The 24,410-nt window shown below is 44.0% G+C and carries 23 protein-coding genes; 10 read left to right on the forward strand and 13 right to left on the reverse strand.

What is annotated here, in order from left to right:
- Positions 1-59 precede the first annotated feature (59 nt).
- From rnd to BSR11_RS07555, 8 genes are all read right to left on the reverse strand, one after another.
- Positions 60-1,178: a ribonuclease D gene (rnd, locus tag BSR11_RS07520; RefSeq protein ID WP_072669807.1), complete on the reverse strand. Its 1,119-nt coding sequence runs from the start codon at positions 1,176-1,178 to the stop codon at positions 60-62.
- 97 nt (positions 1,179-1,275) lie between these two features.
- Positions 1,276-2,973 (reverse strand): long-chain-fatty-acid--CoA ligase FadD, encoded by a 1,698-nt coding sequence (gene fadD, locus BSR11_RS07525; protein ID WP_040904178.1) that lies wholly within the window; start codon positions 2,971-2,973, stop codon positions 1,276-1,278.
- A 110-nt stretch (positions 2,974-3,083) separates the two neighbouring features.
- Positions 3,084-3,941 (reverse strand): alpha/beta hydrolase, encoded by an 858-nt coding sequence (locus BSR11_RS07530; protein WP_072669808.1) that lies wholly within the window; start codon positions 3,939-3,941, stop codon positions 3,084-3,086.
- Positions 3,941-4,498 (reverse strand): Slp family lipoprotein, encoded by a 558-nt coding sequence (locus BSR11_RS07535; RefSeq protein ID WP_072669809.1) that lies wholly within the window; start codon positions 4,496-4,498, stop codon positions 3,941-3,943. Before BSR11_RS07535 ends, BSR11_RS07530 begins: the two co-directional genes overlap by 1 nt.
- 14 nt (positions 4,499-4,512) lie before the next feature.
- Positions 4,513-4,821, reverse strand: a complete 309-nt coding sequence (locus BSR11_RS07540) for a hypothetical protein (RefSeq protein ID WP_004394866.1) — start codon at positions 4,819-4,821, stop codon at positions 4,513-4,515.
- 89 nt (positions 4,822-4,910) lie between these two features.
- Positions 4,911-5,621: a tRNA (adenosine(37)-N6)-threonylcarbamoyltransferase complex dimerization subunit type 1 TsaB gene (tsaB, locus tag BSR11_RS07545; RefSeq protein ID WP_072669810.1), complete on the reverse strand. Its 711-nt coding sequence runs from the start codon at positions 5,619-5,621 to the stop codon at positions 4,911-4,913.
- A gap of 8 nt (positions 5,622-5,629) precedes the next feature.
- Entirely contained in the window at positions 5,630-7,558 is a 1,929-nt protein-coding gene (gene yoaA / locus BSR11_RS07550) for a DNA repair helicase YoaA (protein ID WP_072669811.1), read from the reverse strand.
- Positions 7,559-7,660: 102 nt separating this feature from the next.
- Complete coding sequence (locus BSR11_RS07555) at positions 7,661-7,864, reverse strand: hypothetical protein (RefSeq protein WP_004394863.1); 204 nt, start codon at positions 7,862-7,864, stop codon at positions 7,661-7,663.
- 185 nt (positions 7,865-8,049) lie between these two features.
- On the opposite strand from BSR11_RS07555, the gene purU reads away from it, so the two are divergent.
- A complete protein-coding gene (gene purU, locus BSR11_RS07560; protein ID WP_072669812.1) occupies positions 8,050-8,883 on the forward strand; it encodes a formyltetrahydrofolate deformylase in 834 nt (277 codons plus the stop codon).
- A 92-nt stretch (positions 8,884-8,975) separates the two neighbouring features.
- On the opposite strand, the gene BSR11_RS07565 is transcribed toward purU, so the two are convergent.
- Positions 8,976-10,979 carry an NADPH-dependent 2,4-dienoyl-CoA reductase gene (locus BSR11_RS07565; RefSeq protein ID WP_072669813.1) on the reverse strand — a complete coding sequence of 668 codons (2,004 nt, stop codon included), beginning with the start codon at positions 10,977-10,979 and terminating at the stop codon, positions 8,976-8,978.
- Positions 10,980-11,162: 183 nt separating this feature from the next.
- Here BSR11_RS07565 and sppA point away from each other — a divergent pair, with 183 nt between their 5' ends.
- Complete coding sequence (sppA, locus tag BSR11_RS07570) at positions 11,163-13,013, forward strand: signal peptide peptidase SppA (RefSeq protein ID WP_072669814.1); 1,851 nt, start codon at positions 11,163-11,165, stop codon at positions 13,011-13,013.
- Positions 13,014-13,175: 162 nt separating this feature from the next.
- Positions 13,176-14,189: an asparaginase gene (gene ansA, locus BSR11_RS07575; RefSeq protein WP_072669815.1), complete on the forward strand. Its 1,014-nt coding sequence runs from the start codon at positions 13,176-13,178 to the stop codon at positions 14,187-14,189.
- Positions 14,190-14,314: 125 nt separating this feature from the next.
- On the opposite strand, the gene BSR11_RS07580 is transcribed toward ansA, so the two are convergent.
- Complete coding sequence (locus tag BSR11_RS07580; protein WP_072669816.1) at positions 14,315-14,599, reverse strand: YeaC family protein; 285 nt, start codon at positions 14,597-14,599, stop codon at positions 14,315-14,317.
- Positions 14,600-14,716: 117 nt separating this feature from the next.
- Here BSR11_RS07580 and BSR11_RS07585 point away from each other — a divergent pair, with 117 nt between their 5' ends.
- Complete coding sequence (locus tag BSR11_RS07585) at positions 14,717-15,541, forward strand: DUF2989 domain-containing protein (protein WP_072670059.1); 825 nt, start codon at positions 14,717-14,719, stop codon at positions 15,539-15,541.
- A gap of 41 nt (positions 15,542-15,582) precedes the next feature.
- Here the strand turns inward: BSR11_RS07585 and msrB are convergent, their stop codons facing one another.
- Positions 15,583-15,996 carry a peptide-methionine (R)-S-oxide reductase MsrB gene (gene msrB, locus BSR11_RS07590; RefSeq protein WP_072669817.1) on the reverse strand — a complete coding sequence of 138 codons (414 nt, stop codon included), beginning with the start codon at positions 15,994-15,996 and terminating at the stop codon, positions 15,583-15,585.
- A gap of 333 nt (positions 15,997-16,329) precedes the next feature.
- Between msrB and gap the strand changes: the two genes are divergently transcribed.
- The 6 genes from gap (at position 16,330) to BSR11_RS07620 (ending at position 21,615) form a co-directional block, all read left to right on the forward strand.
- The gene (gene gap, locus BSR11_RS07595; RefSeq protein ID WP_004394856.1) at positions 16,330-17,325 is read left to right on the forward strand and encodes a type I glyceraldehyde-3-phosphate dehydrogenase; all 996 of its coding nucleotides are present in this window, start codon (positions 16,330-16,332) and stop codon (positions 17,323-17,325) included.
- Positions 17,326-17,486: 161 nt separating this feature from the next.
- Positions 17,487-18,368, forward strand: coding sequence for a D-hexose-6-phosphate mutarotase (locus BSR11_RS07600; RefSeq protein WP_072669818.1), 882 nt, complete (start codon positions 17,487-17,489; stop codon positions 18,366-18,368).
- An 85-nt stretch (positions 18,369-18,453) separates the two neighbouring features.
- Positions 18,454-19,272 (forward strand): 23S rRNA (guanine(745)-N(1))-methyltransferase, encoded by an 819-nt coding sequence (rlmA, locus tag BSR11_RS07605; protein WP_072669819.1) that lies wholly within the window; start codon positions 18,454-18,456, stop codon positions 19,270-19,272.
- A gap of 73 nt (positions 19,273-19,345) precedes the next feature.
- Positions 19,346-20,269 carry a ChaN family lipoprotein gene (locus BSR11_RS07610; protein ID WP_072669820.1) on the forward strand — a complete coding sequence of 308 codons (924 nt, stop codon included), beginning with the start codon at positions 19,346-19,348 and terminating at the stop codon, positions 20,267-20,269.
- Between the two features lie 262 nt (positions 20,270-20,531).
- Entirely contained in the window at positions 20,532-20,900 is a 369-nt protein-coding gene (locus BSR11_RS07615) for a hypothetical protein (RefSeq protein ID WP_072669821.1), read from the forward strand.
- 193 nt (positions 20,901-21,093) lie between these two features.
- Positions 21,094-21,615, forward strand: coding sequence for a DUF2058 domain-containing protein (locus BSR11_RS07620; RefSeq protein ID WP_072669822.1), 522 nt, complete (start codon positions 21,094-21,096; stop codon positions 21,613-21,615).
- 610 nt (positions 21,616-22,225) lie between these two features.
- On the opposite strand, the gene BSR11_RS07625 is transcribed toward BSR11_RS07620, so the two are convergent.
- Positions 22,226-22,921 (reverse strand): response regulator, encoded by a 696-nt coding sequence (locus tag BSR11_RS07625; protein ID WP_072669823.1) that lies wholly within the window; start codon positions 22,919-22,921, stop codon positions 22,226-22,228.
- Positions 22,911-24,344 (reverse strand): sensor histidine kinase, encoded by a 1,434-nt coding sequence (locus tag BSR11_RS07630; RefSeq protein WP_083544903.1) that lies wholly within the window; start codon positions 24,342-24,344, stop codon positions 22,911-22,913. The genes BSR11_RS07625 and BSR11_RS07630 overlap by 11 nt, the downstream gene beginning before the upstream one ends.
- Between the last annotated feature and the right edge of the window lie 66 nt (positions 24,345-24,410).

Below are 24,410 nucleotides of genomic sequence, written 5' to 3' on the forward strand. Positions count from 1 at the left end.
CCCAACAGAGCAAAGGTTGGGATGGCTACTGTCGACTGCCACTTAGTAGCTGATAAATGTTATCCGATCAGCTTATTGAGTCGCTCACCGAGTAAAGGTAAACGCCAATTTTGCATTAAGTCTGGTAGGTTATCTGGTGTTCGCTGCTGGTTCCAAACCCAGCTCACTAACTGATTTAACTGCTTTTTCGATGCTAAAAACTCGCTGGCTAAACCTGAGGTTTGCGATACTACCTTAACCTCATCTTTGAGTTTTTTGAATAGCTGCTTATAACCAGGGTAATCCATTAACGGCACGATCGCCGCAGGATAACTCTCTACAGGTGTCTGTTTCGCTTGTTTAACAATCGTTGCTATCGCATCACTATGACGACGAATCACATGTGGGTCTATTCCCGCTTCTTCCATTCCCTTTGGCGAACTCAGTGCTAGATGGGCAATCGTCAGTAAATCATGCTCACGGATGACAAAATTTAAAGCTAAATCGCGTTTAACCGCTTGTTGATAACGCCAAGTGGCAAGCGGTTTTAAAATCGCTAACTCTTTAGGTTTGAGTTGCCAAGCCCCTTTGATCTCAAGGTAAGCTAATTGTGCATCAAACACTCGAGTCCGTTTTTCAACCTGCAGTTGTGACTCTTGTAAAACGGCATCCCACCAGCCAGCTTGCGTGACTTTATCGAGTAGCTGTTCATACATCGGCAGTAAATAAAAAACATCCGCGGCGGCATACTCTAGTTGTTTTTCAGACAAAGGCCGCGCAAGCCAATCGGTGCGAGATTCACTTTTATCTAACTCAACATTGAGTAAATCATTCGCCAAAGCAGCAAAGCCGGTTGATAAGCCATAACCAATAAAGGCCGCCATCAACTGAGTATCCACCATCGGAAATGGCACACAACCTAGACTGTTATGAAATACTTCCAGATCTTCCCCGCAGGCATGCAACACTTTTAAGACAGAAACGTCTTGCAGCAGCTCAATAAATGGAGCCATATCCACCATCGCCAGCGGATCGATAAGTGACAGCGTCTCTCCATCAAATAGTTGGATTAAACCTAATTGCGGAAAGAACGTCCGGGTGCGGACGAATTCAGTATCAAGCATGACAACGTCTGCCTGACGAGCAAGTGCACACACTCGCTGTAACTCATGCTGCTGATTAATAATTTGATAATTCACAAATGGCTCACTCTGCCTGTGTTGATTTGGGGGCGCTAAGATAAAAAAATGCCGACGAGAATGGTCGGCATTGTAACATTAAAACGCTATTGCGCACTTAAGCACATTTCGACTTTTCTGCCAGTTGCGCATCGTTTTCTTCACGCAGTACGCGACGTAAAATCTTACCAACGTTAGTCTTAGGCAGCTCTTCTCTGAACTCAATCAGTTTAGGAATTTTATAACCCGTCAAGTGCTTACGACAGTGAGTAATAATTTCTTCTTTCGTTAAACTTGGGTCGCGTTTAACCACATAAATTTTAACGACTTCACCAGACACTTCATGCGCTTGACCAATCGCCGCCACTTCTAGCACTTTGCCATGCAGTGCAACAACATCTTCTATTTCATTCGGGTAGACGTTAAATCCAGACACAAGAATCATGTCTTTTTTACGGTCAACGATGTAGATCATACCCTCTTCATCAAAGCGCACAATATCCCCTGTCGACAACCAACCATCTTCATTAATCACTTCTTTGGTGGCTTCAGGTCGCTGCCAATAGCCTTGCATTACCTGTGGGCCACGTACTTGAAGTTCGCCGGTTTGATCATTGGCCACGACGTTCCCTTCATCATCAACCATACGAACTTCAGTCGAAGGCACGGGTAAACCAATCGCGCCAGAGTAATCGGACAAGTCATAAGGGTTACCGGTGACCAAAGGTGAACATTCCGTTAAACCATAACCTTCGAGTAAATGGATACCGGTGATCTTTTTCCATTTTTCAGCCACTGCGCGTTGTACGGCCATACCACCGCCAACCGACAATTGGAGATGACTAAAATCCAGTTCATGAAAATCTTCATTATTCACTAACGCATTAAACAGCGTATTCACACCAGTAATCGCCGTGAATGGATATTTTTGAAGTTCTTTGATAAAGCCGGGGATGTCGCGAGGATTGGTGATCAGTAGATTACGCCCCCCCATTTCGATAAACAGTAGACAGTTTACCGTGAGTGCAAACACGTGATAAAGCGGCAATGCCGTTACCACCAATTCACGTCCTTCACGTAAAACCGGACCATATGCACCCTTGGCTTGCAATACGTTAGCGACCATGTTGCGATGAGTCAAAATCGCACCTTTCGCTACCCCCGTTGTCCCACCGGTATACTGTAGAAACGCAATGTCTTCACCGGACATAAAAGGCTTAACGTATTGTAAACGACGCCCCTTATGCAATGCCTTACGCATTGATATGGCGCCCGGTAAATCATATTTAGGAACCATACCTTTGACATACTTGACCACAAAATCAACCAAGGTCCCTTTAGCGCGAGGTAACATTTGCCCAAGACTGGTCAAGATGACATGCTTAACTTGAGTGTTCGCGACAATTTGCTCTAAAGTATTCGCAAAATTGGAGACGATTACGATCGCACGAGCATCGGCATCATTTAATTGATGTTCTAATTCACGTGGGGTGTATAGAGGGTTGACGTTAACCGCGATCATTCCTGCTCGTAATACGCCAAATAGAGCGACGGGATATTGCAATAGATTCGGCATCATCAACGCTACTCTATCGCCCTTTTTCAGCTTTAATTCATTTTGTAAATAAGCAGCAAATGCTCGACTGCGCTCTTCCAACTTACGAAAAGTCATTACCGACCCCATATTCATGAATGCGGGTTGGTCAGCGTATTTATGGACAGATTGTTCGAACATTTCGACCAATGATAAATATTGATCGGGATTAATCATTTCTGGTACGTCAGTGGGATAACGTGAGAGCCAAGGTTTATCCACAGTAATACTCCTCGTAATAGGCTGGCATAATCAAGATTATCTTTGTTATAAAAATGATCACTATTACAGCACAGCCAGAGCGCTTGAGCACGAAAGACTCAAACACTTGTTTAAATTTTGTTAACTAAGCCAAGAATTAGTTCTGCGACCTGTAAAGGTTGTTGAAGATGACAATGATGTCCACCAGCAATAAGTGATGATTGACCATGCAGCCCACTATAATGAGTTAGATCTGTTTGCAATGAAGCAAATCCTTGATCTCCTAAAATAACATGATGTGGACAAACAATATTATCCATCACCGCTTGAGCGTGCTGCAAAGTTTGGCGATACAATGAATCGCACAGTAACTTATTATCATGACGCCACCGCCACTGAGCTCCCACTTGATGAAGACCTCGTCTCACCACTGGTTCAATCAATTCATCAGGCAGTTGATTCACCCGAGCACGATGCTCAATCGCCTCCTCGACGCTAGAGTAAGAACGAGTTGGCTTACGCCTTATTCGTTGTCGACTCAACACCCCTTTCCGTAATCGTTGGACACTATCCACCGCATCTTCCGTTAAGGGTAAAAAACCTTCAATTTGCACTAATCCTGCGACTTGTTCAGGAAAGGCGGCACTATAGCAACTTGCGATTAAAGCACCAAGTGAATGCCCCACTAGCACCAGTCTGTTTGGCGAAAGATTGTGCAATACTTGATAAACATCATCGATATAATCATGAAAGGAATAATAATTCGCCGCAGGTTTATGGCTTGATAAACCATGCCCGGGCAAATCAATAGTACAAAAATGCCCTTCAGGGGCAAGTTGCTGGAGTAATGAAATAACCGGAATAAAGCTGGCGGCATTGTCTAACCAGCCATGTAAAAAAAGGACACTGTAGTCAGATTGCCGTACATCACCTACCGTTAACCCAGCAATCTCACCATAAGCAATAGTAAAAGTTTCGCTGCGGAGCATCACTTCACTTCTTGAATCACTCGGCCACTACGCGGAAAGTCCTCAACGTGACGGCAATAGAAACTCCGACATGGGAAAACATAAGGCGTAATGTCATCAATAATGACTCGCTCTTCTACTCGCCATAAATGTGAACCACGTACCTTCATCACCGGGAACGTATACTCAAATTCGCCAACGGTACCCATTTCTGGTTGAGTGGTAGTGCCAATAAAAGTCACTAATCGACCTTGACCATAAGCAATCGGGTCGACAAAACCATCAATATAGCCAATAAAACGACCTTGAGGCTCATCCGTTAGTAGCGGCTTACCAGCCTTATCTATCGGTAAATTGACCACTTCAATACGGGTTCTATCGACCAAATTTGTTACCTGAGCGATAACGCCGCCTAAACGTACCTCATTAACGGTATCGCTGGGTTGAGTCAACCACTGTTGGTAATCAGTAATCAGCGCATCGTTGTCCGTCGCTAAGGTCGGTGGTAGCGACGAGCAAGCCGTCAATAAACTAAGTAGAGCGCAAGCAGGTAAGAATAACCAACGGTTGGATAACATAAAAAGCCCCTTAATTAGATATACAGATCGACACCGAGCATTTGTGTAAGTTCCTCTTTCTTAGCATGATTCATAATATCTAAATATTCTTCCATTGCCTTACGCGCTCGACCTTCGGGTAAATCATAATGCAGTTGCGCGCGGTGAATATCTGCCGAATCCATTTGGCGTATTGAATGAGCAACCGCCTCGGCGACTTTGCTGGTTGAAGCCGCCGAAGATGAAGAATGAGAGACTTGGTTTTTCTTCGCTTTTGACGCCCGTTGAGTATTAGTAATTCGTCCTGGCGGCAAGCCATTGATTGAACCATTAATCGCTACCATAATACTCCTTATCTACCTGTACGGGCCAAAGAAGAAACCGATCTTTCCTGAGACACTTAAACCGACTTTATCTTAATAAAGCATAGTGGTTATTCTCGTCCTGGCAGTTTTTTCCACGCGACTGTATCTCTTAAATAACAAGGCGTGGCTTGCTCTACAGGGACATACTGGCCTTTTTTCCATGCCTGTTGTGCCAATACCACCATATCTTGCGCTTGAGGATACAACACCTCGCTTTGTGCTGTACGCAATGGCAAAGTCGCGAGGGTTTCGGCATAAGCTTGCCAACCGGTTCCCGTCATCGTCCAACAATCCTTATCCTCTGCTTGAGCCGCAAGATGATCAAGTAGCCGAGAGGGAGCAATCACACACTCAGCGTCAAGTTCAGACCAACTGCCGTCGGCTTGGCGAACAAAACGCCCCCAGTAAACCTCACTCATTCGTGCATCAATGGCACAAGCGGCGTGAGTCGCGCCCTGCTCTCGGTAAGCGGCTTGTGCCATCGCAGCTAAAGTCGAAATACCGATCATCGGTACATCAGCACCAAAGGCTAAACCTTGTGCAATTCCGATACCAATCCGGACTCCGGTGAAACTCCCAGGGCCACGGCCAAACGCCAGTGCATCTAACTCTTGCAATGTGATGCCCGCTTCTTTAAGCACTTCATCGACCATCGGTAGAATTTTTTTGGTGTGATCTCGTGGCGCCACTTCACTACGTGAGTAAAGTTTATCACCGACCATCAAAGCAACCGAGCACGCCTCGGTTGCGGTATCTAAAGCAAGAATGGTTGCACTCATGAATATCTCTAATTAGTGTTTGTTACAGAAAGAGATTGCAGAAAGTCTTTTACCACCGTCAAATCACGTGTTCGTGGTATCGGAGGCAAACTAGCTAAAAATACGCCGCCATAATCACGGGTAACTAAACGATTATCACAGATAATCAATACGCCTTTGTCTTTCTGATCTCGAATGAGTCGTCCTACTCCCTGTTTAAGAGTAATGACAGCATCAGGTAATTGGACCTGAGCAAAAGGATCGCCACCGCGTAAACGACAGTCCTCAATTCGCGCCTTTAATAGCGGATCATCTGGAGAAGTAAACGGCAGTTTATCAATAATAACACAGCTTAGGGTATCGCCTCTAACATCAATCCCTTCCCAAAAAGCCCCTGTCGCGACTAAGAGCGCATTACCAAGCTCCATAAATTGCGCCAGCGTTTTTTGCTTACTGGTTTCCCCTTGCAACAGTACCGGAAGGCTCAAATGCTCACGAAATCGCTCACCCAACTCGCGCATCATAGTATGTGAGGTACACAAAAAAAAGCAGCGTCCTTGGTTTTGTTCAATTACCGGGGCGAGCATTTCAACCAACTTATCCGCTAACCCTGCACTATTGGGTTCTGGCAAGTAACGGGGGACGCACAGTTTCGCTTGCTGTTGATAATCAAAAGGGCTCGGTAAGGAAAATTGCTCACTGGGTTTTAGCCCCAAACGCTGGGTGAAGTGTGCAAAATCTTCATTTACGGCTAACGTTGCCGAAGTGAAAATCCACGCACCGGATTTAAGATTAATTTGCTCTTGAAACTTATCAGCAATAGATAATGGCGTAATGTGTAAACTAAAATGCCGCGGCGTGGTATCAAACCAATAAGAGTATCCAGTAATCGAAACATCACAGACCCGAACAATACGTGCTTTTAAGGTATTCGCGCGCTCAAAAGCGGTATCAAGCAACTGACTTCGACCTAGGGCGAGTTTTAACACGTCGATAGCAAAGGTTAAACTCTCTTCTAATCGCTCCACTTGCTGAGCAATACTGGGCACCGCCAGCGCGTCTCGCCAATTGCCGCGAAAACCAGAGTCCCCCAATAGTACGCGCAAATCCATCGCCGTTTGCTGGAGTTTATCGCCAACTTTTTGCAGTTGGCGCATATCTTTTGCTTCAGTACGATAGCCAATTTCAATATCTTTGGCTAAGTCTTGGATCTGCCGGCTTGACACAGATTGGCCAAAATATTGACTCGCAATATCAGGTAACTGGTGCGCTTCATCAAAAATAAACACCTCAGCTTCTGGAATTAGCTCACCAAATCCGGTCTCTTTGATGGCCAAATCCGCTAGGAAAAGATGATGATTAACGACTACGATATCGGCGTCCATAGCCTTACGTCGCGCTTTTGAGACAAAGCAATCTTGATAACTTAAACACTCTTTGCCTAAACAGTTATCGTTGGTCGAAGTAATGGTCGGGATGATCATGCTATCTTCCGCCAACTCATCACACTCACCGAGATCGCCGCTTTTGGTCGATGATGACCAACTGCGTACTTTAACCAATTGGGTTAATAATGTTGGATCGCTTTGCGCATGATGGCTTTCAACCATTTGTCGGCTCAGCCTATCTAAACAGAGATAGTTAGCACGCCCCTTCAAAAGCGCCACTTTGCCATAAAACCCCAACGCATTGACCATTAAAGGTAAATCTCGATGAAATAGCTGCTCTTGTAAGTTTTTTGATCCCGTACTGATGATGACTTTTTTGCCACTCAGTAATGCAGGAACCAAATAAGCAAACGTTTTACCCGTTCCCGTACCTGCTTCAACCACTAATTGTGATTGATTCTCTATCGCTTTAGCAACGGCCAACGCCATATCAACTTGAGCTTGACGCCCCTGAAAACCAGGAATGGCTTTGCCCAAAGCCCCATGTTGAGAAAAGGTTTTAGCGATCATGACAGCAATAATGACGGTGAGGAATGGAGCGATTATGGCAGGTTTGTTACGACAGCGCGAATCGAAATCCGCTTCGCGCTGAGAGGATAACTAAAAAACGTTTTATTTGCGATTGAGATAACGCGCTAGCCAAGGAGGAGCGTCGTAACCATTACTGGCTGTCGGCATCATGGCTTTTGCGGCATCCACTGGGGAAGCTTTACTTTCCCACATCGCATCCAATAGTGCTTCATCAATTGGATTTTCACCCATCAGAGCATGCACACGCTCTACATATAATTTACGTGCAAGTAGTTCTTTGTCCATACACACCACCTTAAATGGTACTCAGCAAAAGACTGAAAGAGGAAGCCGCTTGGATCTAGCCGTGATAGTTGTTGAATCCTTATTAATAATAGATTAATTATAGTCGCTACAGTGTGGTCTGCATCACCGTTCTTGCAGCCTTGATTTATTTTACAGACCGAGAAAAATACTCACGGAAGTTATCAATGGAAAAAAAAACCCTCCTGACGCATTGCAGTGATGCCCCAGGATTGATCTCAAAAATCACTAATATTTGTTATAAACATCAACTTAACATCATTCATAACAATGAATTTGTCGATAATACCAGCGGTCATTTTTTTATGCGCACCGAGTTAGAAGGGTATTTTAATGACACCACATTTCTCGCCGATCTTGATCAAGCTCTACCACCGGGTACCAAACGCAAACTGATAGGTTCGGCTCGTAAGCGCATCATTATTATGGTGACCAAAGAAGCACATTGTCTTGGCGATATTTTAATGAAGACTTACGATGGTAGCTTAGAGGTGGACATCGCGGCTGTGGTCGGCAATTACGATACTCTGCAAGGCCTGACTGAAAAATTTGATATTCCTTATCATTATGTCTCTCACGAAGGACTTAATCGCCAAGAGCATGAACAGAAGATCCTCGACGTCATTGAGCCTTACTACGTCGATTTTGTTGTGTTAGCCAAATATATGCGGGTACTCACGCCCGGTTTTGTGGAAAAATTCCATCATAAAATCATCAATATTCATCATAGTTTTTTACCGGCTTTCATCGGTGCAAAACCTTATCAACAAGCTTACGAGCGTGGCGTTAAAATCATTGGCGCAACCGCACACTTTGTCACTAACGATCTCGATGAAGGGCCAATCATTAAACAAGATGTGATTCCGGTTGATCATACCTTTAGTGCACAAGACATGGCTCAAGCGGGTCGTGACGTGGAGAAGAATGTACTCAGCAAAGCCATCAACAAAGTGATTAATGATCACGTGTTTGTTTATGGTAATAAAACTGTGATTTTATAGTCGCCCAGACCAAATCGCGACGCTTCAGATAGATAAACTAAGGGGCCTTATCAGCCCCTTATGTTTTTATATTCTAATGATTAATGGCGCACTTACAATTTCACCGCTAACTCGACGCCTTGGCGAATCGCCCGTACCGCATCAAGCTCTCCGGCAACATCGGCTCCGCCAATCACATGCACTTTATCCCCCAAACTTGCCCATTGATCAGCAAACGGTCGAACCGACTCTTGCCCAGCGCACACAATAACCGTATCAGCGTCTAACAGTTTCTGCTGACCATCCAATGTGATGTGTAGCCCTTGGGCGTCTATTTTCTCATAGCCGACCCCACCTAACATATTAACGCCACGTTTCTCTAGCGTACGTTTGTGGATCCAACCTGTTGTTTTGCCTGGGCCTTTACCCACACGTCCTTTACGACGCTGTAGCAGCCAAACTTGCTTATCACTGACCGCATCAGGATATGGGTATAACCCGCCTGGGTGGACAATCTCTTTATCAATTCCCCACTCATGTAACCAGTCATCTAAATCGTGATCCGTAGGCTCGGTTATCATTGTCGCAACATCAATACCAATACCACCAGCACCAATAATAGCCACCTTTTCACCTACAGGTGTCTTTTCGCGGATTAATGTCTGATAATCAATCACTTTCTCTGGGTTATCTAGCCCTTCTAAATTGATCTTTCTGGGTTCGACTCCTGAAGCCATCACGACTTCATCGTAACCGTCCAACATATCGAAAGTAACCGCTTGGTCTAAATGCAATTTAACCCCAGTCTGATCGATACGATTGGCAAAATAGCGAATGGTTTCACGAAACTCTTCTTTACCTGGAATTTGCATCGCTAATCTAAATTGTCCGCCGATACGATCATTACGTTCAAACAAATCGACCTCATGACCTCGCTCGGCCAATGTCGTTGCACAAGCAAGGCCCGCGGGACCTGCGCCCACTACCGCAACTTTCTTTTTATGGGTAGCTGGTTGGATACGAATTTCGGTTTCATAACAAGCGCGAGGGTTCACCATACAAGTGGCTCGCTTAGCCTGGAAAATATTATCTAAACAGGCTTGGTTACAACCAATACAGGTATTGATCAGTGCCGCTTTATTTTGCTCAGCTTTACGCACAAAATCAGGGTCAGCCAAGAAAGGACGGGCCATTGAAACCATATCAGCTTGGCCACTAGCCAGTATTTTTTCCGCTTGTTCAGGCGTGTTTATCCGGTTACATGTCACTACTGGCACCGTAAGATGCGATTTGATTTTTTCCGTCACCCAACTGAACGCCGCACGTGGTACTTGCGTGGCAATAGTCGGGATCCGCGCTTCATGCCAACCAATTCCGGTATTAATGATGGTCACTCCCGCTTTTTCTAATCCCTTAGCGAGCTGTAAGACCTCTTCAAAGGTACTGCCTTCTTCAACTAAATCGAGCATAGATAGACGGAAAATAATGATGAATTCTTTACCGACCGCTTCGCGTATCGCACGTACGACTTCAAGAGGAAAACGCATGCGATTTTCATAGCTACCGCCCCAATCATCGTAACGAACGTTCGTTCGTTTACAAATAAACTGGTTAATGAGGTAGCCTTCAGAGCCCATGATTTCAACCCCATCGTAACCCGCTAACTGAGCTAACTCAGCACTATGAGCAAAGGCTTGAATAGTATTACGTATCTGTCGAACACTCATTTCACTTGGGGTAAATTTAGCAATCGGCGCTTTAATCGCCGAGGCACTCTGTGCGAACGGATGCATCGCATAGCGTCCAGCATGCAATAGCTGCAGCGCAATCTTGCCACCATGACGGTGTACCGCCTCAGTCACCACTTGGTGTGCTTTGGCATGCTTAGTCTTGCTAAATTCAGCACTAAATGGATGCAATCGACCACGTAAGTTTGGCGAAAAACCACCGGTGACAATTAAGCCAACGCCACCTTTCGCTCGTTCTTCATAAAAAGCAGCCAATTTACTTAGTCCCTCTTTATGTTCTTCAAGTCCAGTATGCATTGATCCCATTAATACGCGATTACGCAGTTGAGTAAATCCTAAATCTAAAGGCTGTAATAGGTGTGGGTACATGGTGACATCACTTTTTTGTTATCTTTATGGTCGGACCAGAATAATCCTGCCCATAATAAAAATCAAACAAGTGTTTACATTTTTATAACACCGATCAATCTTGCTGTTGTTTGACCTTATGAGATCACGTAGGATGATAGGAATAATTATCGACACGCCGTCCTGCATTGCATCGGAGATACAATGAAACCACTATTTCGATTTATTGGGCTGATTTTCAAAGGGATTTGGAAAGTTATTACCTTTATTCGCCTTGCAATAACCAACCTTTTCTTTCTACTCAGTATTGCCGTTATCTATTTTCTCTATCTAAGTGCTGACTCATCCGCTCCAGTGGTTAAACAACCATCCGCCTTAGTCGTCAATCTATCTGGCCCAATTGTCGAGCAAAGCACTTCCCTTAACCCAATGGATTCGTTAACCGACTCTCTCTTCGGACGAGAAATGCCTCGAGAAAATGTCCTATTTGAGATTGTTGAAACACTGCGTTATGCCCAAAATGATGACAACATCACTGGTTTAGTCTTAGCTTTGCGTGACATGCCAGAAACCAATCTCACTAAGCTGCGTTATATTGCGAAAGCCATCAATGAATTTAAAGCCTCTGGTAAGCCAGTTTATGCGGTCGGTGATTTTTATAATCAAAGCCAATACTATTTAGCCAGCTACGCGGATAAAATTTATCTTGCTCCGGATGGTGCAGTGTTACTTCGTGGTTACAGTAGCTATAACCTTTACTACAAAAGCTTGTTAGATAAATTAAATGTCAATACTCACGTATTTCGAGTCGGTACTTACAAATCGGCTGTTGAACCTTTCATTCGTGATGATATGTCAGACCAAGCTCGTGAGTCTGCTTCTCAGTGGCTGAGCCAATTATGGGGGGCTTATATCGATGATGTTGCGACCAATCGCCATATTGACGCGCAAACTCTCAATCCAACGATGGACGAGTTTTTAGCGCTCATGAAACAGGCATCTGGAAATCTTGCCGATTTATCACTCAATATTGGCTTAGTCGATGAATTAGCGACCCGCCAACAAGTTCGTGCGCAATTGGCCGAGGTCTTTGGTCATCACGGCGAAGATAGCTACAACGCGATCAGTTATGATCAATATCGTCCAACAGTGAAACTTCGGGCTAGACCTCAAGCAAAAGATATCGCCGTTGTTGTCGCCAGTGGCGCTATCATGGATGGTAAACAATCACGCGGTAATGTCGGTGGCGATACTGTTGCTAACTTACTGCGTCAAGCGCGCAATAATGATCAAGTCAAAGCGGTCGTATTACGTGTCGATAGCCCTGGGGGCAGCGCATTTGCCTCAGAGGTGATCCGTAATGAAATTGAGGCGCTTAAAGCCGCAGGGAAACCCGTCGTGGCATCAATGTCCAGTTTGGCTGCTTCTGGTGGCTATTGGATTTCAGTGAGCGCTGATCATATTGTTGCTCAACCAACCACCTTAACCGGCTCTATCGGCATTTTTAGCGTCATTACCACCTTTGAAAAGGGGCTCAATCACCTTGGTATTTATACTGACGGTGTTGGAACCTCGCCATTCTCGGGTGTAGGGGTAACCACTGGATTGAATGAAAAAGTCAAAGACGCCATTCAAATGGGCATCGAAAATGGCTATCAACGCTTTATCTCTTTAGTCAGTGAACAACGTGGATTACCGTTAGAAGAGGTCGATAAAATAGCTCAAGGCCATGTCTGGACAGCAAAAGACGCGCAACAAGCGGGTTTAGTCGATACTTTAGGGGATTTTGATGATGCGATACAAATTGCCGCAGATCTCGCCCAATTAGAACACTACAACCTATATTGGATACAAGAACCACTTACACCAGCACAACGCTTTATCAAAAGCCTGTTTAGTGAAGCACACGCCCAACTTGGGGTTAACCTATCGAGCCTCATTCCAAGTGCTTTACAACCAACCACGCAGCAACTATTGCAAGATGCTAACTTATTGAGTCAATTTAATGATCCTAAAGGATATTATGCATTTTGCTTACCTTGCCAAATAGAATAATTGGCACCGTTGAACGCGAAAAAGAACAAGAGCTAACCACCTCTTTCTTGCGCAAAAACATCAAACCATAAAATAAGGGGCGCTTTGCAACAAGCGCCCCTTTTTATTGTAGTGGTTTTCGCTATAATTTTGGCTCTGTTCCCTACAATAAGCGTTGCCTCTATGACTAGAAAGCATATTTATATTGCCTACACAGGCGGTACCATTGGTATGAAAAAGTCGGATCACGGCTATGTTCCCGTGGCTGGATTTATGGAAAAGCAGCTAGCTGCCATGCCAGAGTTCCATCGTGATGAGATGCCAAAATTCACTATTCATGAATATGATCCTCTGATTGATTCTTCCGATATGACCCCTGAAGATTGGCAATTTATTGCCGATGATATTCGTGATAACTATGACAACTATGATGGCTTTGTTATTTTGCATGGTACGGATACCATGGCTTATACCGCATCAGCCCTGTCATTTATGTTAGAGAACTTAGGCAAACCCGTGATCGTTACTGGTTCACAAATCCCTCTTGCCGAACTGCGCTCTGATGGGCAAGCCAACTTACTCAATTCACTGCATCTTGCGGCCAATTATCCGATTAATGAAGTCACCCTATTTTTCAACAATCAGTTGATGCGTGGCAACCGAAGTACCAAATCGCATGCCGATGGTTTTAGCGCCTTTACGTCCCCCAATTTACCTCCCCTACTGGAAGCAGGAATCAATATTCAAATTAGTAAAGAGGTGACGGTGGGGGCAAAACCGGAAGGCGCATTTCGTGTACACAACATCACACCACAACCGATTGGTGTGATCACCATGTACCCAGGCATTTCACATGAAGTGATCCGTAATACATTACTGCAACCTGTCAATGCGATGATTCTTTTGACCTTTGGTGTCGGTAACGCGCCACAAAACCCACAACTATTGGCACATTTAAAAGAAGCCTCTGAACGGGGTGTGATTGTCGTTAACCTAACCCAGTGTTTGGCCGGTAAAGTAAACATGGGAGGATATGCGACAGGCTGTGCACTTGCAGAAGCCGGTGTGATCAGCGGCTATGATATGACACCAGAAGCCGCTCTCGCTAAATTGCATTTCTTACTAAGTCAAAATTTATCTTATCAAGAAATAAAACACAAAATGCAACAAGTGCTCCGTGGCGAGATGAGTTTATAAAAGTATGTGATGCTCACTCATGGCAAGCAGTAAATTGGCCTCCGAATAGGAGGCCAATCGTTCTTTACCTAAACAGGATCACATTACAGGCGGGCAAACAGTCGTATCCTCCAAGAAGACAACCATTATTCTTGGTTTGGATTGACACGAACGATATCTTCTTGCCCATCTTGGAAACGTTTTTTCAATTCTAGTTTCGATTTTAAGACCATTTCACCACCAACGCCTATACTCATATGGTCAGCCTCTACATTATGCCGAGATTGATACAACATCACAGCTTGCATACAAGAATCTCGCTGCGATTGAGAAAGTGGTGTACCTTCTGGCCACTTACCCGTTTCAACGGCAAACAGCAGACGTTGGTAAGCTTCCGGGGTGATAGCATCAACTAACTGATGGGTATCCATTATTTTATCCTTGATGACGAAATGACTGAGCATTACTAGCACCACAACAATAGCGACCTAGCGTAGCGAGTCAACACCAGCCAAATAAATAAGCGTATTGGATCACAAGTGATGATAATGAATGGGATAAAAATTAGCACACTGATTTTAATGACCGTGTTATTGAGCGGTTGCCTAGAGAATCGCAATAATACCGATAAACTGTGTAACGACAATCCAGGCCTACAGTGTGAAAAACTCAATTTAAACGATGGTCAATGCCGCTTACCTAGAACAGATTTAATCTGGCATCGTTTTGAAGTACTCAAAAACCCAACCGTCGATAATAAATTGGAAGAGTATCGACTCGTTCGACTCTATCGCCAATGTTTAGAGTTAGCCTCTCAAATTCAAGTACTTAATGACCCACTACTAACACAAAATCGTTTTAATGCTTTAGTACATTCAGGTGAAGAACTCGATAGATTAACCAAAGATCTTCGACAGATGCGCACTCCTCATGCACTGTATTTTTTATGGAGTCAAACGGGGGACAATATTGCTCGCCGAGAATTTCTTCGTATGGAAGGCTCACCAGAATTAGACACGGCTGAGATGCAATACGCGCTTGCAACTTTCTACATTTCGCGTGATCGAGAAAAAACCATTCAACTGCTCACTCGAGCTTTAGAGCTCAGCTCACCAAGAGCAATCAATACTGAGATTTTTCAGTCACTGGCTAGCACCCATCAGGCGCTTGGCCATCAAGAACTTGCCTACTTATGGGCAATGGTAGGTAAACAATTTGATGTCCCTGTTGCCTCTCCTGCCGAAATGGCGCTGCTTTATCCTTTTAATGCAGAACAGTTTCAACAGCTCGATAACCAAGCCAATCAGTTAGCACGAACGATTCGCCGAGGTGAGTTTTCTCGCCATAGTGTGCCGAGTTTTGATGGACGCTAAATGTAATATTTCAACCATCAATGACGAATTTTCACCCATTATTACGGCTTTTTGGTGAAAGTTAACGACACTGAATTAACGCAGAAACGCTCACCTGTCGTCGGAGGGCCGTCAGGAAATACATGCCCTAAATGGCTGTCACATTGCGCACACCGAATCTCCGTACGAGTCATTCCGTGACTGAGATCCTCTAAATATCGAATAGCCTCAGGATCCAGAGGCGCATCAAAACTAGGCCAACCGCAACCTGAATCATACTTGCTCTTCGAGCTAAACAGTGGAGCTTCACAGCAAGTACAATGATAAATTCCCGTTTGCTTATTATGCAGTAACTTACCACTAAAAGGAGCTTCTGTTCCCTGCTGGCGGCAGACATAATAGGCTTCCTCACTTAGGGTTTCTCGCCAGTAATCATCAGGCTTAATACTATTTTTGCTCGAATCGTTGAACGCCATTCTTATTCCTCTTTACTTCACTCAACACGATGCTTTTTTATCTGCAAAACTTGCCTATTTTACACTTTGTAGCACATACTTTCTTTCCGAAATTCGAATGATATTTAACGTATAACACTCGACGTTAGACTGACTATTCTACGTCAATTGGTAGGGATAAAAAGCAGCATCAAGTCTAAATATTAACCACTTGCAACTGATTGTTAAAAAAAACGATGCTTTTTTTTGACTTTAAACAAGTTAAGTCCGATTATCTGTTGCAGACATTTACTGGATTCTGTAATTTTACTACCAGTTATCTTTAATCAGAAATTAAGTTGTGGAGCAACTATAATGACTATCAAAGTAGGTATTAACGGTTTTGGCCGTATCGGCCGTTTTGTATTCCGTGCAGCACAAGAGCGCAACGACATTGAAGTAGTTGGTATCAACGACCTTATCGACGTTGAATACATGGCTTACATGTTAAAATATGACTCAACTCATGGCCGTTTCAACGGTACCGTTGAAGTAAAAGATGGCAACCTTATCGTTAACGGTAAAACCGTTCGCGTTACTGCTGAACGCAACCCAGAAGATCTAAAATGGGACGCAATCGGTGTTGACGTTGTTGCAGAAGCAACAGGTCTATTCCTAGACGACGCCACTGCACGTAAGCACATCACTGCTGGTGCGAAGAAAGTGGTTCTAACTGGTCCTTCAAAAGACAAGACGCCAATGTTCGTAATGGGCGTTAACCACAACAGCTACGCTGGTCAAGACATCGTTTCTAACGCTTCTTGTACTACTAACTGTCTAGCGCCTATCGCTAAAGTACTAAACGACAAGTTTGGTATCGTGTCTGGTCTAATGACCACTGTTCACGCAACGACAGCGACTCAAAAAACTGTTGATGGTCCTTCTGCAAAAGACTGGCGCGGTGGCCGTGGTGCTTCTCAAAACATCATCCCATCTTCAACTGGTGCAGCAAAAGCAGTAGGCGTTGTTCTTCCTGAACTAAACGGCAAACTAACTGGTATGGCTTTCCGCGTACCAACGGCTAACGTATCTGTTGTTGACCTAACTGTTAACCTAGAGAAAGGCGCTTCTTACGCTGAAATCTGTTCAGCAATGAAAGAAGCTTCTGAAGGCGAACTAAAAGGCGTACTAGGCTACACTGAAGATGCAGTTGTATCTCAAGACTTCATCGGTGAAGTGCAAACTTCTGTATTCGATGCTAAAGCAGGTATCGCGCTAACTGATAACTTCGTTAAAGTTGTATCTTGGTACGACAACGAAATCGGTTACTCAAACAAAGTTCTAGACCTAATCGCTCACATCTCTAAGTAATGTCGTGATTAGCGAAGTCATTCGTTGAGCAACAAAATTAACTAAAAGGCGGCCACAGTGTCGCCTTTTTCGTCTTTTTTATTCACGAGATCTTGTTAGCCCTTTACCATCGATATTAAGTGCTGAATGTCTTAATATCCAAACATCAGGAGCTTATCTTTATGGATTTACTACCACTTCCAAGCCTAACGGTACTTTCTGACTGCGTCACGATTGTTGAACAGGATAACGTAAAAATCGTTCGCGTTATTCATGATAAAGCGGTAGCCGGTATTGCGCTGCACGGTGGTCATGTCGTGTCTTTTCAACCTACCGGTCAAGACGACATGATCTGGATGAGCGATAAAGCCATATTTGATGGAAAAGCAGCACTACGAGGCGGAATCCCCATTTGTTGGCCATGGTTTGGCCGCATAGCGACTCCAGCTCATGGCTTTGCCCGCTCAAGTCAATGGCAACTCATCGAACATCGGGAAAACGAGCAAGGGGTGATCGTCGTCCTTGGTCTCGACAGTAACCAGCAAACTCGCTCAATATGGCCGCATGAATTCCAACTTCGTCTGTCTATCGAAATCTCTGATAGCTTAACCGTGCGTTTGGCCATTAAGAACACCGACCAAAAGGCATGGGCCTTTTCAGGGGCTCTGCACAGTTACTTAAATGTGGCTGATGTACGAGAAACAACCATCACTGGAATGGGCAGTGACTATATTGATAGTCTGCAAAACGATCAGTGTTGCCAAGGGGGAAAAACACTAACCCTACACGATAGCATTGATCGGGTTTATACTAAGCCACACGCTCACATTCAAGTGCGGGATCATCAACGTCAGCGTACTTTAGTAGTAGAAAATCAAGGGCATAACTCTGCTGTGCTTTGGAACCCTTGGATTCAAGGTGCTCAATCAATGACTGATATGCAAGACGATGGTTATCTGACCATGCTTTGTGTCGAATCAACTTGGCATGCACCGAGCCTTGCTGAAGGTAAAACACTACAGCCAGGTGAGACTCATCACCTAAGTACACGGATTACGGCTTAATCTTGATTAGGGCGATAGTAACGCCCTTTTTATTTCGAATAAATATCGCTAAACTTGCCGACTTGATTTTCTCTTCGAGAGCGTTATGACTTATCAATGCCCCCTGTGCCACCACTCGTTAACTCTTCATCAACGCAGCTATCACTGTGCAAATCATCATCAGTTTGATCAAGCTAAAGAAGGCTATGTCAATTTGATGCCTGTACAGCATAAACGTTCAAAAGATCCCGGTGACAACAAAGCAATGATGCAGGCAAGGCGACGCTTTCTCGATGGAGCGCATTATCACCCAATGCGCAGTGCAGTGAGCGATCTATGCTCTCGTTACTTGGTCAATACCAACCACCAATTACTCGATATTGGCTGTGGTGAAGGTTATTACACCCAATATATTGCTAGTGCGTTACTTGAACAAAGCCCTCAAGCTAATACCTATGGTCTGGATATCTCGAAAACAGCGATTCGTTTTGCTGCGAAACGTTATCCACAGGTGGACTTTGTTGTCGCCTCCAGCCATCGCTTACCATTTGCCGATAAATCTTTAAACGCTATCGTGCGCATCTATGCGCCTTGTAAAACAGAAGAGCTGCAGCGCGTTCTTGACGATAATGGCGTAGTCATAACCGTCACCCCAGCGGCTCGCCACCTTTATCAGCTCAAAGCGTTGATCTATCCGCAAGTACAACTGCATGACGAAACAGCAGAAATCATCGATGGTTTTGAGTTAAAACATCAAGAATCGCTGCACTACACTATGACACTGTCAGGAACAGAGGCGTTTGACCTGCTACAAATGACGCCTTTTGCTTGGCGCGCGAGTGATCAACTACGTCAAGATCTGCCATTAACACCCCAGTTTGAGTGTGAGGCTGATTTTATGATTCGAGTTTATCAAAAGTTTTAATTGATAATAATTATCACTACATTGATAATTAACTTGGCCTCCAGTAGACTGCTGGCTCATTATTGGAGGCTTTATGCGTATTTTTATCCCCCTTGCACTATCGATATGGCTCATCGGCTGTAGCGCTTCGAACTCTCGTCAAATCAGTGACTTTTACGACTATCAACTGGCTTCGCCTCAAGGAGAGTCGCTAGCATTATCCCAGCTTCCCAATGCGATTAAACGAGCAGATGTGATCTTAGTCGGAGAATGGCATACCCACAGTGCTATCCATAAGTTTCAAGCCGATTTACTGCGAACGTTGATTGAGCAACATCGCTCCATCGTTCTTTCTATGGAACAATTTTCTCGAGATAGCCAACCTTATCTGGATCAATATTTACAAGGCGAGATTGGTGAGCAATACCTTATCGAGCAAAGTAACACTTGGCCAAACTATGCCAGTGATTATCGTCCACTTGTTGAGTTAGCGAAACATCATCAAAGGCCAATTATTGCCGCCAATGCACCAAAAAATATGGTTCGTTGTATTGGCAAACAAGGTATTGAATATTTAGATAGGCTACCTAAAGAACAACGTCATTGGGTCGCAAAAGAGATTAACCTCAATGACTCCCCTTACAAAGCTCGTTTTATGGCCTCAATGCATCACGGTAAACCAGCTCAACATGAGCAACAATTTGCCGCCCAAATGACTTGGGATGAGACCATGGCGGAAAGTATTGTCGATTATCTTGCCGCTCATCCACATCAACAAGTAATGCATATTGCCGGCGCTTTCCACATTCAACAAGGATTAGGTACTGCAGCAGCAATTCATCAACGCAACCCGAATTTAAGCATCGCTATCATCACCCCAACCTGTCAAATCACTGAGCAATCAAGCGATTTTCAGCTACTCGTCTTGCCCATGCCGATTCGTTATCTACAGCCAGCTCACCAATGGCAAGCGATTGAGAGACTCAAAAATCGTAATCTAGATCTCAATTGTGATTAAAATATGCACCTATTAGTCTAACAGGCATACTGTTTGCTTATTAATCAACATTCGCCAAATGTGCAAAAAATGCACAAGTTTTTTTACGCTTGGCCGATATGGGTATTATCGACACGATTTCACGCTACTGATAGCGTGTCATGGTACATAAGTTGCACTTGCTTATGTACCATGACTAAAGGTTAACGTCGTAAGGATATAAGTTAACCGATATTCAATCCGTGATCGATGAACTGCGTTGCTATTGATTAAGGAGAATACAATGAATCCTGTTACCTCTGGTGCTCCACAGACCTATTCCGCCAAAGGGACGGCTTCCTCTGTCATGCCAATGACTAGCGATAATGCCAATGATCTCCAACAAGCCAAAGCAGAACCGAATAAAGTCACCCTATCCGAAGAAGGCAAAGCGCTGCTTGCTGCTTTGCAACAGCTCAATGACTCGGAACAAGATCAAGAGCAACAGCCTGAAGCACAACCCAAATCGGGTACAGCAAAAGCCTTTACCTATGGTGCACTAGGAATGGGGCATCCAGATCAAACTACAGAACCGACGAATAAAGCCTATACTGCGGGAAAATACCTTTCTGCAGCAGCAAAAATTGGTGGCCTTGTACTTCTACTCGCTTGAATAGATTTGTGGCTTTATTTGCTCAACACGAGTCGGTACACTTAGCCGTTGTTGATTAATAGTAACGACTTGAAAGTCTCTGCAGTCGCAAATAACCAGCGCTTGGTCAAGAAAAGCCTTATCGGCTTAACGTGGTACTGAACTGCCGCCTTCAATTCGTATCGAAACACTACCTGATTGTATTGGACTAACCATGACACGACTATCTCTACAAGAGCAAATGCTCAAAGCGGGCCTTGTGAATGAAAAAAAACTTAAAAAAGCCCAAAAAAGTTCGAAGAAATCACGCGTACAAGCGCGAGAGGTAAAAGCCGCCGTTGAGGCAAATAAACAAGAGCAAATAGAACGTGATAAGGCATTAAATAAACAGCAAAAAGAACAATTGCTGACCAAGGAAATTCGCGCTCAAGTGAAACAGTTAATTGAAATGAATAAACTGCCGCACAATAACGGAGATATTCAATATCACTTTACCGATGGAACGTTGGTCAAAAAACTCTACGTTGATAACCCTACTCGTGATCAACTCAGTAAAGGTCATCTCGCGATTGCTCGTTATGAAGAGAGTTACGCCATCATTCCTAATATTGTCGCTCAGAAAATTTGGCAACGTGATGAGAACAGTATTATTCCTCTACCAGAAGAAGATAAACAAGCCCATGATGAAGAAGACCCTTACGCTGATTTTGTCGTCCCTGATGATTTAATGTGGTAGAGCCGCAGAATAGACCCACTTATCGCCACCGCTCTTCGACTTTTAGCGATTACAATCACTCTCGATAATTAATCTATGAGGGTCAATCAAACCTATTGCAGAAAGGCTGCAATAGGCAGAATTTGGATAAAAAAAAGGGGCTCCGAGGAGCCCTGAATCGAAAAAAGTGATAGCAAAGGGGGAAAGGACTTTTGAGCTACAGGTGCGCTATAAGCTCTTTGGGTCTGAACCATTGCTGCCATTCAAACGCTGTAGTTCCCAACTCTACAGGTTTGAACTTTCACTTGACGCAGTACAACCCTTACAATACCGCGTATGACTTACATCCTGTATGTTATGTTGATCCGTCGACAAAAATGTACTGGTTATTACTCTGTGTTGTGTTTCGCAAACTATCCCACTATAGATTCACGCCCAACCTGTCTGAATACTTAACCCGAACCCACACCATCGAACCATAATGTGGGCATGTGATTACTATAAGTAATTCGATGTATCCATGTTGTATAGATAAAGCGTAGGCGTATATAATTTTTATAAAGAAAGAAGATCGCGCATGATATATTCAAGTCCATCTGATACGAAGATGATGCGAGTCAGTGCTTAACCATCAAACCCCATCCACTAAACGATAACCCACCCCTGTTTCAGTAATAATGTGCTTTGGTTGAGCAGGAATATCTTCGATTTTATGACGCAATTGAGCGACGTGAATACGTACATAATGGTGATGCTCTATATAGTTACTTCCCCATACTTCTTTTAAAATTTGCTTATGAGTCAAAACCTTACCCATATTCTTGGCCAGTAATTTGAGAATGTTGTATTCGGTTTTTGTTAACTTAACCACTTGTCCATCTTTGGTCACACGCTGTAAAGCTAAATCAATCACGACTTGGCCAAATTGATACTGTACTAACTCCTGCTGATCGGGTTGTTCAAATAAGCGCAAGGCAACTCGAATCCTCGCCAGTAACTCCTCACTCCCAAACGGCTTAGTCAAATAATCGTTGGCACCAGCATCAAGGGCGAGCACTTTATCGGTCTCTCGTTCTCGAGCTGAGATGATAATGATGGGGGTCTGTGTCCAGCTACGCAACTCTTTGGTCAGCTCAATCCCATCTTTATCCGGTAATCCTAAATCTAATAAAATAAGATGGGGATTCCAATTGGCGATCAACGCAACCCCCTGCTCTGCCGATGAAGCGGTTTTGACTTGATATTGATAACCTGTGATCAGGACATTTAAAAAACGCTGAATAGGTGCTTCATCTTCAATAATTAAGATTTTTATTTCACTGTTCATACAGTTCCTTTAAATCATACAATCGACAAGGAATACTCACATTAAAACAGATGCCACCGCTCGCAAGGTTATGCGCGCTGATCTCACCTCGGTGAGCTAAAACAATCACCTGACAAATTGCCAAGCCCAACCCAGTACCATCTTTTTGCTGATCATTGAGTCGATAAAATCGTTCAAAAATACGTGTTAATTCTGGCTCCGGCACGCCCGGCCCATTATCCGCTACCGTTAAAATGAACCGTCCGTTAGTATAATCGGTCGTGATCGTAATTTGGCTGTCTCGCGGAGTATACTTAATGGCATTTTCAAGTAAATTTAAAATAACTTGCTCAATCAACAAGCTGTCTAATTCAACCAGCATCGGCGTACTGGTAAACTGAATGTGATGATCGGTCAGTCGTGAATTCAGTATCGCTAATACGCTGCCAATCAGCTCTTCTGGCTCAACCCAATCAAGCTTAGGGACCAAAGCACCTGTGGTATAACGGGTAATATCGAGCAGCTTAGTTAAACTACGATTTAGCCTACGCCCTTGCTCGGCAATGGACTGTAATAGTTCATCTCGAATCGTCGAAGATAAAACAACACCGTTATCAGCTAAGGTCGTAGCCGCACCAATAATCGTCCCTAAGGGTGTTTTAAGATCATGAGAAACTGATGCTAATAAGGTACTGCGCATCGATTCTAATTGATTGGCGGCTTCCACTTGAGCTAACGCTTGATTGGCCTGAGATCGCGCTAACGACAAACTCAATAAAGATAAAACCCAAGGCTCAACACGTTGTGGCGGCTGATCGGTTTGTATCACTAATGCCCCCAACTCTCTCTCACGATCTTTTAGCCAATATACCGATGCCGCTGATAACGGCTGATTAGGCTGCCAACTGTCGATATCTGACAAAGTCCATTGTTCATGTTGGGCGACCAGTCGCCAGTCTGGGGAGGACAAAAACACAGCGCCACGTAATGCTGACTCTTTGCTCAAAAATTGCACCGTTGCTTGCGCGATTTGCTCACTAGTGCGTAGCGCCGAAAGATGGCAAGCTAACTGGTAATATTTTTTATGCTTGTATTGCAAGCGTTTATTTTTCTGTATTTCCTTCCGTTGTGACTGTGTTATATTAATCGCGAATATCCCACTAAAGACCATCACCGCATAAGTAATGATGTGCTGTGCATTCTGAAATCGGAACGAGTGATAATCCGGTAACAGAAAGTAATGAAAGATAATGACCCCAGCTAAAGTCATTATGTAAGCATGGCTAGGCCGAAGTACCGATGCGCTTAATATGTTTAGTAACAAGAACAACATCGCCATATCGGTCTCTATCATAGCTTGGCGGTAAATCACCCCGATGACGGTTATCAAACCGTACAGCAATATCAGTATGATGATTTTATATCCATCGTACTTTTTCAGCATGTTCTGCATCTTAACCATTTTATTTCTCGTGTTTTCGTCACGTTAAGTGAGGGAATCATACTTGTT

The organism is Vibrio injensis (genome assembly GCF_001895205.1).
Taxonomy (GTDB): Bacteria; Pseudomonadota; Gammaproteobacteria; order Enterobacterales; family Vibrionaceae; genus Vibrio; species Vibrio injensis.